13 protein-coding genes are annotated in these 13,755 nt (G+C 57.1%); 8 read left to right on the top strand and 5 right to left on the bottom strand.

Translation table 11 applies throughout. From position 1 onward, the window contains the following. Positions 1–11 precede the first annotated feature (11 nt). Both LNA76_RS13385 and LNA76_RS13380 read left to right on the top strand, forming a co-directional pair. Positions 12–764, top strand: coding sequence for an enoyl-CoA hydratase/isomerase family protein (locus LNA76_RS13385; protein WP_094197667.1), 753 nt, complete (start codon positions 12–14; stop codon positions 762–764). Between the two features lie 55 nt (positions 765–819). Beyond that, positions 820–1,380 (top strand): cysteine dioxygenase, encoded by a 561-nt coding sequence (locus tag LNA76_RS13380; protein ID WP_230019253.1) that lies wholly within the window; start codon positions 820–822, stop codon positions 1,378–1,380. A 29-nt stretch (positions 1,381–1,409) separates the two neighbouring features. Here LNA76_RS13380 and LNA76_RS13375 read toward each other — a convergent pair whose 3' ends face one another. Next, positions 1,410–1,895 (bottom strand): YbaK/EbsC family protein, encoded by a 486-nt coding sequence (locus LNA76_RS13375; protein ID WP_094197665.1) that lies wholly within the window; start codon positions 1,893–1,895, stop codon positions 1,410–1,412. 117 nt (positions 1,896–2,012) lie between these two features. On the opposite strand from LNA76_RS13375, the gene LNA76_RS13370 reads away from it, so the two are divergent. After that, positions 2,013–2,432, top strand: a complete 420-nt coding sequence (locus LNA76_RS13370) for a DUF411 domain-containing protein (protein ID WP_108728589.1) — start codon at positions 2,013–2,015, stop codon at positions 2,430–2,432. Positions 2,433–2,548: 116 nt separating this feature from the next. Continuing rightward, on the top strand, positions 2,549–2,932 hold the full coding sequence (locus LNA76_RS13365) for a DUF4168 domain-containing protein (RefSeq protein ID WP_230019252.1): 384 nt from the start codon (positions 2,549–2,551) through the stop codon (positions 2,930–2,932). A 149-nt stretch (positions 2,933–3,081) separates the two neighbouring features. Here the strand turns inward: LNA76_RS13365 and LNA76_RS13360 are convergent, their stop codons facing one another. Beyond that, entirely contained in the window at positions 3,082–4,176 is a 1,095-nt protein-coding gene (locus LNA76_RS13360; protein ID WP_230019251.1) for a metal-dependent hydrolase, read from the bottom strand. Between the two features lie 213 nt (positions 4,177–4,389). Between LNA76_RS13360 and trhO the strand changes: the two genes are divergently transcribed. Together trhO and LNA76_RS13350 are read left to right on the top strand one after the other, a co-directional pair. Beyond that, on the top strand, positions 4,390–5,397 hold the full coding sequence (trhO, locus tag LNA76_RS13355; protein ID WP_094198427.1) for an oxygen-dependent tRNA uridine(34) hydroxylase TrhO: 1,008 nt from the start codon (positions 4,390–4,392) through the stop codon (positions 5,395–5,397). 148 nt (positions 5,398–5,545) lie between these two features. Then, positions 5,546–6,229 carry a glutathione S-transferase gene (locus tag LNA76_RS13350; protein ID WP_230019250.1) on the top strand — a complete coding sequence of 228 codons (684 nt, stop codon included), beginning with the start codon at positions 5,546–5,548 and terminating at the stop codon, positions 6,227–6,229. A gap of 268 nt (positions 6,230–6,497) precedes the next feature. Here the strand turns inward: LNA76_RS13350 and LNA76_RS13345 are convergent, their stop codons facing one another. Then, positions 6,498–7,889 (bottom strand): dicarboxylate/amino acid:cation symporter, encoded by a 1,392-nt coding sequence (locus tag LNA76_RS13345; RefSeq protein ID WP_230019249.1) that lies wholly within the window; start codon positions 7,887–7,889, stop codon positions 6,498–6,500. A 267-nt stretch (positions 7,890–8,156) separates the two neighbouring features. Between LNA76_RS13345 and LNA76_RS13340 the strand changes: the two genes are divergently transcribed. Beyond that, a complete protein-coding gene (locus LNA76_RS13340; RefSeq protein WP_230019248.1) occupies positions 8,157–10,013 on the top strand; it encodes a sensor histidine kinase in 1,857 nt (618 codons plus the stop codon). Between the two features lie 2 nt (positions 10,014–10,015). Then, the gene (locus tag LNA76_RS13335; RefSeq protein WP_230019247.1) at positions 10,016–11,356 is read left to right on the top strand and encodes a sigma-54-dependent transcriptional regulator; all 1,341 of its coding nucleotides are present in this window, start codon (positions 10,016–10,018) and stop codon (positions 11,354–11,356) included. A 165-nt stretch (positions 11,357–11,521) separates the two neighbouring features. On the opposite strand, the gene fabI is transcribed toward LNA76_RS13335, so the two are convergent. Together fabI and LNA76_RS13325 are read right to left on the bottom strand one after the other, a co-directional pair. Next, positions 11,522–12,307, bottom strand: coding sequence for an enoyl-ACP reductase FabI (gene fabI, locus LNA76_RS13330; protein WP_108728595.1), 786 nt, complete (start codon positions 12,305–12,307; stop codon positions 11,522–11,524). Positions 12,308–12,340: 33 nt separating this feature from the next. Further along, complete coding sequence (locus LNA76_RS13325) at positions 12,341–13,750, bottom strand: transglycosylase SLT domain-containing protein (protein ID WP_199827837.1); 1,410 nt, start codon at positions 13,748–13,750, stop codon at positions 12,341–12,343. Positions 13,751–13,755 lie beyond the last annotated feature (5 nt).

Raw genomic sequence — 13,755 nt, 5'->3', positions numbered from 1 at the left:
AGGAGTCAACCATGTCGGATTATCAGTGCATTCTTGTAGAAAACCACGATGACGGTGTTTCCATCTTTACGATCAATCGACCTGATCGCCGCAATGCCTTGAGCGCCACCGTGGTCAAGGAATTACAGCAGGCTTTTCTGGCCTTTGATGAAGATCCCACACGCCGCGTAGCCGTGCTGACCGGGGCAGGTAACGATGCCTTTTCAGCCGGTGCTGACGTCAATGAGTGGCCCGAATTGTGGCGTGCTATTCCCACGGTAGGCTTTGAAACCGACAAGCCCATTATTGCGGCCGTCAGTGGCTGGTGCGTGGGTGGGGCCTTGGTGATGGCCATGATGACGGACTTGCTGGTAGCTTCCGAGAGTGCCAAGTTTTCTTACCCTGAAGCCAAGCTGGGCTTTACGGGGGGCATCATTTCCGGGCTGGCCTCGCGCATTCCCCATCACGCTGCCATGGAAGTGATCTTGTTGTGTCGCACTCTGGAAGCCCGTCGTGCCTACGATCTGGGCTTTGCCAATGAGGTGGTGCCGGTCGGGGAGCACGTCCAGGCGGCGGTGCGCATGGCGCAGGATCTGGCCAAGATGTCGCCGCGCGTGCTGCAAACCTTGAAGCGCTTTATCAATAATGAGGTGCTCACGCGTGGTCCGTCTGAGCAAATGGCGCGTACCATGCGACACCTGAAAGCGATCGAGGATAGTTATGATGCCAAGGAAGGGATGAACGCGTTCAAAGAAAAACGCGCCCCGGTGTATCTGAACAAATAAGAATTGATTCACGCATTGGGCCGCAAGGCCCAGTCAACGATGGAGACATCCCCGTATGCACCCCCGTTTTGAGCGCTTTATCCAAGGGATGAATGAACTGACGGCCCGCCCTGCGGTGGGCGAGGCGGATATCTTGCGTGATGGCCGCGTTTTGCTGGGCGAGCTGGTGGCCCAGGACGACTGGCTGGCCCCGGAGTACACCCAGCCCCATCCGCAGTTCTATCAGCAGTACTTGCTGTATTGCTGTCCGCAGGAACGCTTTTCCGTGGTCAGCTTTGTGTGGGGCCCCGGCCAGAAAACGCCCATTCACGACCATACGGTGTGGGGCTTGATTGGCATGTTGCGTGGCGCCGAACGTTCCCGGCCTTTTGACCGTGATCCTGATACCGGCCATATGACAGAAGAAGAGACACAGATTCTGGAGCCGGGCGTGGTGGAAGTGGTGTCACCCACGGTGGGCGATATACACGAGGTCTCCAATGTGTATGACGACCAGGTGTCCATCAGCATTCACGTTTATGGCGCCGATATCGGTAAGGTTCGCCGCCATGTGTTTGACCCGCAGACCGGGCAGGCCAAGGAGTTTATCTCCGGCTATGCCAACCGACCTGCATAAGTCTAGGTCCTGCCCAGGGGCTTGCCCCCTCAGGATGCCTGTTCAAGCATGACAGGTGGCTGGGTCACATCAATCCATTGTGCGCTGGTCAGCTCGGCCAGGCGTTGTGGGGTGATGCGTACCGCAGAATTAATAGAACCTGCTGCAGGCAGCACTGTGTCGTAGTCCTGCAAGGACAGGTCGCAGTAGATCTCCAGCGGGGTGGCCAGACCAAAGGGGCAGACCCCGCCGACCGGGTGGCCCGTCAAGGCTTCGGTGCTTTCCAGGTCCAGCATTTTCACACGCGTACCAAAGGCATTGCGCAGCTTCTTGTTGTCCAGGCGGGCATCACCGCGAGCGACCAGCAAGACCACTTTATCGCCTGCTTTCAGACTCAGTGTTTTGGCAATCTGCCCAGGTTCGACTTGGTGCACTTGCGCGGCCAGCACCACGGTGGCGGTGCTTTCGGTGGTTTCAATCACCTGCAGATCGGCAGCGTGTTCGTTAAAGAACTGTTTGACGGAATCAAGACTCATAGCGGATCGGGAAGGATTAGTGTGTTTTGTTAAACTTTTTTGCGAGTGCCTAGTCTTAGCCAAGTGCATCAGAGTGTCAACCAGAGCGCCGTGGCGCTGCAAAACAGGAATGTAATTGTGATTAAACCTTTATTGTTGACGGCCAGTTTGATGGTCTTTAGTTCCGTGGCATTGGCACAGGGTCCCGCTATTACGATGTACCAGGATCCGAACTGTGGTTGTTGTGGGGGGTGGGCACAGCACATGCGCGATGAGGGCTTTGAGGTCAAAGAGGTCAAGGTCGTGAAGATTCAAGACGTGAAGCGGCTTTTTAAAGTCCCGGAGGACCTGGCGTCTTGCCATACAGCGATGATTGAGGAGACGGGCCAACTGATTGAAGGCCATGTGCCCGCCAAGGTCGTCAAACGCATGATGAACGATGGCAGTGTGCGTGGAGTTGCCGCGCCTGGCATGCCTGTCAATTCACCCGGCATGGGCCAGATGGATGGCAATTTAGTTACCGTGGACTTTGACGGGCGTCCTTACTCGCGCGACTGAAAACTGTAACGGGACAGGTGGCATGCAGATACACGAAACTACATAGCGAAACTTGTAAGCGGCCGCCGCACTTGTCATGATGAGTGTTCATTGACTCTGTTCAGGAGGTTCTATCCATGCAGCCCTCAATTAAAGCTTTTCTTGCTGCTACCGCAGTCGCATTTGGCATGTACAGCCCTTTTGCGATGGCCCAGGGCAATGCGGCTCCGGCCAACTCGGCAGCCCCTGCGGCTACCCAGATCGTTAAACCTACGGATTCTCAACTGGAGCAATATGCGCGCACCTACAAGAAGGTAGCCCAGACCGCTTCGGAATATCAGCCGCGTCTGGATGCGGCCAAAAGTGATGCAGAGCGCCAATCCATCGTGCAGGAGGCCGACCAGCGTTTGGTGGGTGTGGTGACTGCCAATGGTATGGATCTGGCCGATTACAACGGGATCAGTCTGGCTATTCAACAGGACCCGGCCTTGCGCCAGCGAGTTGAAGGGATGATCAAGTAAGGTTTTTGATCCTCGGGTTTGACAGAGCACCGAGTGTCATTGTGTAGTGACCGTAGTGGGTAAATGTAAACCCCCAGGCCCTGAAAAGGCTTGGGGGTTTTTTTTGACCGTCCCCAGCGTGGGTGCCGGGCTCAGTCTAGGCATCTGGCTTATGGAAAATCCGCTTGGGCGCGTGGAATAGGGACGCCGGCATCAATGCGTTTGGCCCATTCTTGTAATGGCAGCGGCGGGACCGGCTCCCAGATACGGCGCAAAACGGGTTTGAGCAACGCGATATCGTGGCCACTGGCCCAGCGATATGGAATCACCGGCAGCCAGGTATCGTTGGCAATGCGTTCAGCGACGACAAAGCGAAAACTATATTGGCCAGGGCCCATGCTCATGCGTATATCGCTGACCACCAGCAGGTCATCGATGATGTCATAGCGCAGCCAATTGTCAGAGAACCAGCGCAGTTGCTCCAACTGCTTCAAGGGTGGGAACAACAGGGTGTAGTCGCTGTGGACGGGCAGGCACAGGGATTCGTACTGATGGCCTTTGGGGGCACGCAGGCGATCCAGCAAGCCCACAACGACTTCGCATTCCCGGTCTTGCGTATCGCGTACCAGTACACGCCAGAGCAGGATGTTCATGGGTTGAGCGGCTGAATACACCCGCTCAATGTCTACCTGCTGTTGTTTGAGTTGCTCTGTTGCCTGCTGCTCGGCCCAGAACTTGGCGCCGACTGAGGCAGCCAGATACAGGCTACTCAAGAGCAAGGCCCAGGTGCAGGCCCGCACCGTGGCAGGCACTGGGCCGCGTATCAGGCCTATGACTGTGGCAATGAACAAGGCAAGGGTGTAGAGCGGGTCAATAATGAAGACGCTGGACCAGGTTGCCGGTGTGGCGGCCAATGGCCACAGCAGCTGTGTTCCGTAACTGGTAAAGGCATCGAGCAGAGGATGGGTAATCAAGGCCAGCCAGATTGCCAGTCCCAGCCGCCCGGCGCTGGCGCGTGCTTGTGGAAACAGCAGTCGCCACAAAATAGTGACCAGTATGGCTGCCGCGCTCAGCACGAATAACGAGTGCGAGAAACCGCGATGGCTGACCATCGCGGTAATGGGGTCGCCATATTGAATGAAGACATCCAGATCAGGCAGGGTGGCGATGATGGCACCGGATAGGACCGCCTTGCGGCCATACTGCCGCCCCAGTAGGGAGCCGCAGATGCTGGCACCGAGGACTGCTTGTGTTACGGAATCCATAGCTCTCGTGCAAAGTAAAACAGATACCGGGGCCAGATGCGGCCTGACGGCTTTAGCGTTATGATTTTAAAGTTGAATCCCCGGCGTGCCCCGTTTTTTTTGACAGGCGTCAAAGGTCCAAGGGGTATCAGTCGCGTATAGTGTACGACGGCCTACGTTATCCTTGCGCCTGCGGGCTACGCCACCGCTTCTATCCAGAGAATTCGTTTACCTATGTCTACCTACCTGATCGCGGCTTTATATAAGTTCGTGGAATTGCCCGATTTCGCCCAAATGCGCGACCCCTTGTTTGCTTTTTGTGAGCAGCACGAGGTCAAAGGCACGCTGTTGCTGGCGCGCGAAGGGATTAACGGCACTATTGCCGGCCCTCAGGAGGGTATCCGTGCCGTCTTGGCGTATCTGAACTCCGATCCACGCATTGCTGGCCTGGTGCATAAAGAATCCTATGCCGACAAGGCACCGTTTTACCGCCTCAAGGTGAAGCTGAAAAAAGAGATTGTCACCTTGGGTGTGCCAGATCTGAAAACCGCCGAAATGGTGGGCGAGTATGTTGCCCCCGAGGACTGGAATGCCCTGATCAGCGATCCGGATGTAGTGGTGGTGGATACGCGTAACGATTACGAAGTGGGCATTGGCACCTTTAACCGCGCCATCAACCCCAAGACCCAAAGCTTTACCGAGTTTCCGCAGTGGGTAGCCGAGCAGTCCAAGGAAGGGGGGGTTTTGCATGGCAAACCTCGCGTGGCCATGTTCTGTACGGGCGGCATCCGCTGTGAAAAATCCACGGCCTTCATGCGCTCGCAAGGCTTTGATCAGGTTTATCACCTGCAAGGCGGCATTCTGAAATATCTGGAAGACATTCCAGCCGCAGAAAGCCTGTGGGACGGTGACTGCTTCGTGTTCGATGAGCGCGTCTCGGTACGTCACGGTCTGGAACCCGGCGATTACGATTTCTGCCGTGCCTGCCGCATGCCCATCAACGAAGCAGAAAAAGCCTCGCCCCAGTTCGAGGAGGGCGTCAGTTGCCCTTACTGCCATGGCCATAGCTCTCCCGAGCAGGTCGAGCGTTTTCGTGAGCGCCAAAAGCAAGTGGCCCTGGCGCGCGAGCGTGAAGAGCGTCACATCGGCGTCAGCATGGACGAGCTGACCGAGCGCCGCGAAGCCGCCCGTCGCAAGGCCGAAGAGCAACGCCTGCTGGCTCAGCAAGGCAAGGACGCCTAGCCCTGATCGGGCAGCTGTGTTACCTCTACCAGCTTGATTCTGACGCTGCGTCGTTTATAGTCCGCCCTTCTGCTGAAGAAGGGCGCTTTGCATGAACGCTAGCGTGTTAAGTCCGTGCCCGCAGCACGGCTTTCTAATGGTATCGAGCATGTCCTTATCTGATCTGCCCATTTTGTATTCCTTTCGCCGTTGCCCCTATGCCATGCGGGCACGCTTGGCCATTGCAGCCAGCGGCGTTAGCTGCCAGTTGCGCGAAGTTGTACTGCGTGACAAACCCGAGGCCCTGCGTCTGGCCTCTCCCAAAGCCACCGTCCCCGTGCTGGTCTTGCCCGATGGTAAGGTCATTGATGAAAGCCTGGACATTATGCGTTGGGCTTTGAGCACTCACGATCCCAAACAGTATTTGCAGCCTGAGCAGGGCGATGCCCAGCAAATGTTGGCTCTGATTGCGGTCAATGATGGTCCATTCAAACGGCACCTGGATTGTTATAAATACCCGGATCGCCACACCGAGGACGAGCAATTTACGGATGCTGCCAGTTTCTCGGTCCTGCATCGGGGGCAGGCCAGTGAATGGCTGATGGACCTGAATGCCCGCATTGGGCAGCAGGCTTACCTGATGGGGCCGCGCCCTTGTCTGGCAGATGTGGCGATTGCGCCTTTTGTGCGGCAATTCGCACAAGTGGACAGGGCCTGGTTTGATGCGCAGCCTTGGACGGCACTCTCGACCTGGTTATTGAACTTTCAGTCCAGCCCCTTGTTCCTGAGCATTATGGATAAGTATCCTGCCTGGACGCCAGAAAGTGAGGTGGTGCGTTTTCCTGCTGTCTGACCATGCACTTCATCAGCCCGTTCAGTGCTGGCTTGAGCATGTGATGGCGATTGACTGGATGGCTGATCGAGTCATCGATGGTTGCGTTCAATGATTCAGAGCTAGACGCCCAGTGACGATGAAAGGGCAGGGAAAGCGACGTGAAACGGCTAAAGCAGGCAAGAATGAGCCTGTCAGAACAGTCAGCAGGAAGCCGTTTTTAAGAGTGGACAAACAAGAAAGGCCGGTTTTCAATTGAAAACCGGCCTTTTTTATTAATGTGCCCGGATCAGGCCGTAGCAGTAGCGCGTGGCTCGCTGGCCTCGTGTGCGGGAATCCCCACTTCACCATGTTGATGCAAGGTGACACTGGTATCCAGCGGAGGCAGTTCGCCATTCATGGCGCTGTTGAGCTGATCGGTATCCAGCTCGCCTTCCCAACGGGCAACCACAATGGTGGCAACGGCATTGCCCACCAGATTGGTCAGCGCACGGCATTCGGACATGAAGCGGTCAATGCCCAGGATCAGGGTCATACCGGCAATCGGTACCGCAGGCACCACGGACAGGGTGGCTGCCAGGGTAATGAAACCGGCCCCGGTTACACCGGCTGCTCCTTTGGAGCTGAGCATGGCAACCAGCAAGAGCAGAATCTGCTGCTGCAAGCTTAGTGGAATATCACATGCCTGGGCGATAAACAGGGCCGCCATGGTCATATAGATGTTGGTGCCGTCCAGATTGAAGGAGTAGCCGGTAGGGACAACCAGGCCCACAACCGACTTGGCACACCCGGCGCGCTCCATCTTCTGCATCAAGGTGGGCAACGCTGCTTCCGAGGAACTGGTGCCCAGCACCAGCAGCAATTCTTCGCGGATGTAGCGAATCAGCTTGGTAATGGAAAAGCCGTTGTAGCGGGCAACCGCGCCCAGAATGATCAGCACAAAGAGCACGGAGGTGACGTAGAAGGTCACCACTAGCAGCGCCAGGCTGGAAACGGATTCAATGCCGTACTTGCCAATGGTGAAGGAGATGGCCCCGAAGGCGCCGATGGGGGCGGCTTTCATCAGGATGGACACCAGTTTGAAAATGGGTGTCATCAAGGCTTGCAGCAGTTTCAGCACGGGTTTGCCGTGATCGCCTACCGCCGCCAAGGCAATACCGAACAAGATCGCCACAAACAGCACCTGCAAGATGTCGCCGCCGGTAAAGGGGCTGATCAGGGTGGCCGGGATGATGTTCATCAAAAAGCCCGTCAATGTGCTGTCGTGGGCTTGCTGCACGTAGCCCTGAATGGAGCTGGGGTCCAGGGTGCTGGGATCAATGTGCATGCCACTGCCGGGCTGCACGATATTGCTGACCACCAAGCCTACAATCAGGGCCAGCGTGGAGAAGGTCAGAAAATAAATCATGGCCTTGCCCACCACACGACCGACTTTTTGCAAATCTGTCATGGCGGCAATGCCGGTGGCCACCGTCAGGAAAATAACGGGCGCAATAATCATCTTGACCAGCTTGATGAAGGCATCGCCCAAGGGCTTCATGCTCTCGCCCAGCGAGGGGTAGAAATGGCCCAGCAAAATCCCGATAGTGATGGCGATGATGACCTGCACGTACAAAATCCGATACCACTTGATTTTGATGATCTGCGGTACCGGACGGTCTCCTGTGCTTATATCCATCATGATGTCGTCTCCGTGACTTGATGTTGCCGACCTGGCAGTCGGCGGCAGGCCTGCTTGGAATTGTGTGTAGGCAGGCGGTTTACGCTCGCCGGAATCCTTGTTCCGGCCCATAAGCTCATGACTAAAGCAACATCCGTGCCAATCTGTGCTTAGCGGGGAAGTCAGCAAGCAAGCGGCTTGCAGGCAGGAGATTTGCCCGCTTGCTGCTAATGTGTGCGAAAATCCGCACAATCATTATTTTTTTTGGCGATATTTCGCACAAATTTCATGAATTCCAATCCAGTTTCTTCGGGCATGCGGCGGCGCTTCAGGCTTGAATGGTTGCTGTTGTTGAGCTTGGCCGTGGTGCTGGGACTGTTTGCCTTCTGGCGTTCGGCCGATTTGGGTACGGCCCGCCTGCTGACACAAAGCGAACAGCGGCTGGATTCCTTGATGCGCGGGAACGCGGGCTGGATCAGGACGATTCGCGATAAGTTCCGTACTTTGTCCTTTGCCCTGGCCCAGGACGAGGCCCTGCGCCAATATCTGATGGGCAATCCTGCTTATGGAGATGCCCAGGCGTTGAACCGCAAGTTCGAGCAGTTGGCTGAAGATACGGGTGCTCCCGTTCTGTACTTGCTGGATACGCACTCGCAGACGTTGGTGTCCAGTAACTGGCAGGCGCCCGACAGCTTTGTGGGGAATCATTACGGCTTTCGGCCTTACTTCACCAAAGCCTTGGAGCAGGGGCACGCTGAATACTTCGCCTTGGGGACCTCCAGCGGCAAGGCGGGTTTGTATATCTCCCGCATGGTGCCGGGCCAGGACGGCGAAGCCGTTGGCGTCGTTGTGATCAAGCTGGTGTTCGATCTGCTGGAAAAAGAATGGGAAGGTTATGGGGATCGCATGTTTGTCAGCGATCCAAACGGTGTGATCTTGTTAAGTGGTGAACCGGGCTGGCGTTTGCATAGCCTGGATCAAACCTCGGCCGAGCACTTGGCCAAGCTTCGGGCTAGCCAGCAGTTTGGTGATGAGCCGTTGAGGCCGGTGGGTTTGAGCATGTCGGATTCCGGCGAACGGGCCTCTTTCTGGAAACTGGGGCAGGAACGCTTTTTGCATGTGCAACAGCCGGTGGTGGGCAGCGATTGGACCTTGCACGCGATGGCACCGATGGATGCCGCCTTGCAAACGCAGGCGGTTCAATCTCGTTTGATGGTGATGGGGCTGTTATGCGCGGCGCTGGTTCTGGCGGCACTGGCGCTGCAACGCAATCAACAGCGACGCGAAGCTCAGGCACGCCAGGAGTTACTTCGTGATGCCCTGGAAGAAGCGGTGGAGTCTCGCACGGCCCAGTTGCAGGTGGCACGTCGTCGCCTGGAGCAGGAGATGCAGGCCCTGCAAGAGGCGCGCTCGCGTGCCCGCGATCTGCGTGAACAATTGGAGCAGGCTGAGAAATTGTCCTTTCTGGGGCAGGTGACCGCCGGGGTCGCCCATGAGATCAATCAGCCCGTGGCGGCAATTGAGGTCTACGCCGACAACACCTTGCGTTTGCTGGAGCAGGGCCAGACGGAAACAGCGCGTCAAAACCTGTCCCGCATCCAGACGCTGACTCAGCGCATAGGCAGTATCACCTCTCAGCTGTGTCATTACGCCCGCAAGCCGCAAGAGCAGGAAGGTCCGGTACAGGTGCGCTCGGCCGTGGACAGTGCCTGGCAATTGCTGGAGCACCGGGCACGGGCCCAAGGGGTAGACCTGGAGCTGGAAGGTGTGAACGAATCTGTCCGTGTCTGGGCTCTGCCCGTACGCTTAGAACAGGTTCTGGTGAATTTATTGCGTAATGCGCTCGATGCTCTGGAAGGGAGCCGTCAGGGGCGCATTCGTATTGAAGTTATGAGCGAGCAGCAGCATGTGCGCATTGTGGTTTCCGACAACGGCCCCGGCCTGAGTCCGGACATCCGCCAGCGTCTGTTTACCCCCTTTAGTTCCAGCCGTCGGCAAGGCCTGGGCTTGGGGCTGGTGATCGCGCACGATATTGTTGCGGCCCTGGGTGGCCGTTTGGAAGAGGGGCCTTCGCGCCTGGGGGGAGCCACATTTCATATCGTGCTGCGCAATGCCGATAGCAAGCTGGACCAGGGAGAGAGATAAGAATGGAAGTCGCATTTGTCGATGATGATGCGGATCTGCGTGCTGCGGTCGTGCAAAGTCTGGAACTGGCGGGTCTGAAGGTGGTGGCCTGTGCCAGCGGGCAGGAGGCCCTGAGCCGCCTGCCCAAGGACTATCCCGGCGTGGTGGTAACGGATATTCGCATGCCGGGTATGGATGGGTTGGCGCTGATGCAGGCTTTGCATGCTCGCGATCCCGAGCAGCCCGTCGTGCTGATTACCGGCCACGGGGATATTGATATGGCCGTGCAAGCCATGCGCGATGGCGCCTTTGATTTTCTGGCCAAGCCTTACCAAGCCGAACGCTTGCTGACGGTCATACGCCATGCCGCCATGCAGCGCAGCCTGGTTTTGCAAAACCGTGCCTTGCGCCAGGAGTTGGACGAGGACGGCCAAGGCCCGGCGCTCTTGGGGAATTCAGAGGTCATGGTCAATTTGCGAACCACTTTGCGGCATTTGGCTCAGTCCGATGTGGACGTGCTGGTGGAAGGGGAAACCGGTACAGGCAAGGAAGTCGTGGCCATGTTGCTGCACCGCTGGAGCGCCCGAGCACAGCATCATTTTGTGGCGCTGAACTGTGGTGCCTTGCCCGAAACCATTATTGAAAGCGAGCTGTTCGGTCACGAAGCCGGGGCGTTCACCGGCGCGCAGCGCAAACGTGTGGGCAGTGTCGAACATGCGCATCAGGGCACACTGTTTCTGGATGAAATCGAAAGCATGCCCATGATTGCGCAGGTGCGCTTGCTGCGCGTGTTGGAAACGCGTTGTGTCACTCCCCTGGGCTCCAACGAAGAGCACCCGGTAGATATCCGCGTCGTGGCCGCCAGTAAGGTGGATTTGTCCGACCCCGCTCAGCGCGCGAACTTCCGCGCCGATTTGTATTACCGGCTAAATGTGGTCACCTTGCGCCTGCCACCCTTACGGGAGCGCAAGGAGGATATCCCCATGCTGTTCGCCCATTTTGCGGCGCTGGCCGCCAAGAAGTACGGCATGCCTCAGAAGATGCCCGATGCGCGTAGCCTGGCCTATATGCAGTCTCATCACTGGCCGGGAAATGTGCGCGAATTGGCACACTTTGCCCAACGTGAAGTGCTGGGTGTGCAGCATCCGCAGATCAAGGAATTGGAAAGCGAGGATTTGAGTTTGCCTGCCCGTGTGGAGCAATTCGAGTCCCAACAGATACGTCAGGCTCTGGCGCGTCATCGTGGCGATATCAAGGCGACCTTGCAGGATCTGCGTATTCCGCGCAAAACCTTTTACGACAAGCTGCAACGGCATGGCATTTTGCGTAGCGATTTTGTGCAAGAAGGGGGGCAGGGCGATTGAATCCTGAGCGCTTCAGAGGATTTTTTGTCTGTCCTGTTGGGTTTGGCGGTGTCTGGGTTCTACTCCCAGCGACACACAGCAAGCTGCGTAGGGTCTGCAAAAGTACGTAAGCAATAAAAATAGCGGCCTTAGCCGCTATTTTTATTGCTACCAAGGCGTGAAGCCTTATTCCTGCATACCCGGAACGATGCAGTTAAAGCCGGCGTCAACGTGCGTGATCTCGCCTGTGATACCGCTGGCCAATTCGGACATCAGGAAGGAGGCCACATTGCCCACTTCTTCGATAGTGACGTTGCGCTGCAAGGGAGCGTGCGTCTCGACGAATTTCAGGATCGTGGAGAAATCCTTGATGCCGCTGGCAGCCAGGGTTTTGATGGGACCGGCCGAGATGGCGTTGGCACGAATGCCGTATTCGCCCAGCGCTACAGCCAGGTAGCGCACGGAGGCTTCCAAGGCGGCTTTGGCCACGCCCATGGTGTTGTAGTTGGGGATGGCTTTTTCAGCGCCCAGGTAAGTCAGGGTCAGCACCGAGCTCTTGCGGCCTTTGAGCAAAGGCAGAGCAGCCTTGGCCAGCGCGGGGAAACTGTAGGCGGAAATGTCGTGAGCAACACGGAACGATTCGCGCGACAGGCCTTCCAGGAAGTTGCCTGCAATGGCTTCACGAGGCGCAAAGCCGATGGAGTGAACCAGGCCGTCCAGACCATCCCAGCGCTCGCCCAGCGAAGCCATGGCTTGTTCGATCTGATCGTCTTCGGACACGTCACAGGGCAGGACGATATCCGTGCCCAGTTCTTGAGCAAAGCCTTCAACACGTTCTTTAAAACGCTCGCCCACATAAGTCAGGGCAATATCAGCACCTTGTTGGCGACATGCTTGCGCAATCCCGTAAGCAATAGAGCGATTCGAGAGGACGCCTGTGACCAGGATGCGTTTTCCTTGCAGGAAACCCATGCTGAAAATCCTTTATGTAATTAGTGGGTGGACTTAGCCACGAATATTGGAACCGGGAACACGCAAACGTGTACCCCTGGAAAGAGTGCTGCCTTTGATATTGTTCAAGCGTCGCAGTTCAGCCACCGACGTGTCGTACCGTTTGGCCAAGGCGTAGAGTGTATCGCCTCGTCGAACGGTATGGGTACGCACGTTGGCGCCACGACGCAAAACAACGGTATCGTTTTTGCGGTTGACGCTGGCCGTTTGCGTACGCGCCCGGCGTGTGCTTTGCGCGACCGGCGCGGCCGGTGTGTTGGTCAGGGAGGCCAGTTGCAGGCTGCCTTCACCCAGGGTGGTGCTGGGCACCAGCAGCGTCTGGGCAACGGCTTTGGTGCTCTTGCGGCTTAAACCATTGATGGAGCGCAGTTGCGACACGGTAATGCCGTGGCGCTGAGCAATGGATAGGTAGCTTTCACCGCGCTTGGACTGGTAGGCCTTCCAGTTGCTGAGCTTGCCCTGATAGGCTGCCAGATTGGCATTGAAAATATCAACCTTGTTGGCAGGCAACAGCAAGGTGCCGCGATCTGCCGGGATGGTGGGGCGATTGTGGGCGGCATTCAAGGCTTTGAATTCGTCCACAGAGATTTCGGCCAGCTCGGCAGCCAGGGCAACGTCAATGTCCTTGTTCTTGCGCACAGCAGTGAAATACGGGGTGTTGCTGACCGGGGGCAGGGTAATGCCGTAACGCTCCGGGTTGGCCACAATATTCTTGATCGCTTGCAGTTTGGGGACGTAATTGCGCGTTTCGTCCGGCATTTTCAGGGATAAGTAGTCAACGCCCAAATCAGCCTGTTCGTTGCGTTCCATGGCGCGGCGCACGGAGCCTTCCCCCCAATTGTAGGAAGCCAGAGCCAAATACCAGTCGCCCTGGAATTCGTACAGGTAAGACAGGTAGTCCAAGGCAGCGCGGGTGGATTCGACTGGGTCGCGTCGCTGGTCTACCCACCAGTTCTGCTCCAGCTTGTACTGCGTTCCGGTGCTGGGGATGAATTGCCACAGGCCCGCTGCATGGGCGCGGGAATAGGCTCCCGGGTTATAGGCACTTTCTACAAAAGGCAGCAAGGCCAGTTCGGAGGGCAGGCCGCGCGCATCGAGCTCGTCCATGATGTGGTACAGATAGCGCGAGGCGCGCTGGCTCATGGTACGGATGGATTCGGGGTGCGACGCGTAGTAATTGGTCCAGTAATCAACCAGATCGGTATGCAGGTTGGGGATGGAGAAACCCCGGCGCATCCGGTCCCACGCGTCTTTGGGTGGGTGGGTCAGATCAATGGTGCGAGACGTATCGGCGGCAATGCTGGTGGAGGTCTTGGCGGCTTTCTGGGGGCTGACCTTGGGGCCTGTGGCGCAGCCTGCCAGCACGAAAGCGCATAGCAGCGCAAAAAGTCTCATTAGGTTCATTGCGG

It is taken from the genome of Alcaligenes sp. MMA (assembly GCF_020907215.1).
Taxonomy (GTDB): Bacteria; Pseudomonadota; Gammaproteobacteria; order Burkholderiales; family Burkholderiaceae_B; genus Alcaligenes; species Alcaligenes aquatilis.
Note: the sequence above shows the minus strand (reverse complement) of the source record. Positions and strands in the feature narration are given on the sequence as shown.

Coding starts and splice junctions, on each gene's coding strand:
- LNA76_RS13325 (WP_199827837.1), bottom strand. CDS start 13,750: ATGAACCTAATGAGACTTTTTGCGCTGCTATGCGCTTTCGTGCTGGCA.
- LNA76_RS13345 (WP_230019249.1), bottom strand. CDS start 7,889: ATGATGGATATAAGCACAGGAGACCGTCCGGTACCGCAGATCATCAAA.
- LNA76_RS13365 (WP_230019252.1), top strand. CDS start 2,549: ATGCAGCCCTCAATTAAAGCTTTTCTTGCTGCTACCGCAGTCGCATTT.
- LNA76_RS13375 (WP_094197665.1), bottom strand. CDS start 1,895: ATGAGTCTTGATTCCGTCAAACAGTTCTTTAACGAACACGCTGCCGAT.
- LNA76_RS13335 (WP_230019247.1), top strand. CDS start 10,016: ATGGAAGTCGCATTTGTCGATGATGATGCGGATCTGCGTGCTGCGGTC.
- LNA76_RS13350 (WP_230019250.1), top strand. CDS start 5,546: ATGTCCTTATCTGATCTGCCCATTTTGTATTCCTTTCGCCGTTGCCCC.
- LNA76_RS13360 (WP_230019251.1), bottom strand. CDS start 4,176: ATGGATTCCGTAACACAAGCAGTCCTCGGTGCCAGCATCTGCGGCTCC.
- LNA76_RS13380 (WP_230019253.1), top strand. CDS start 820: ATGCACCCCCGTTTTGAGCGCTTTATCCAAGGGATGAATGAACTGACG.
- trhO (WP_094198427.1), top strand. CDS start 4,390: ATGTCTACCTACCTGATCGCGGCTTTATATAAGTTCGTGGAATTGCCC.
- LNA76_RS13385 (WP_094197667.1), top strand. CDS start 12: ATGTCGGATTATCAGTGCATTCTTGTAGAAAACCACGATGACGGTGTT.
- fabI (WP_108728595.1), bottom strand. CDS start 12,307: ATGGGTTTCCTGCAAGGAAAACGCATCCTGGTCACAGGCGTCCTCTCG.
- LNA76_RS13340 (WP_230019248.1), top strand. CDS start 8,157: ATGAATTCCAATCCAGTTTCTTCGGGCATGCGGCGGCGCTTCAGGCTT.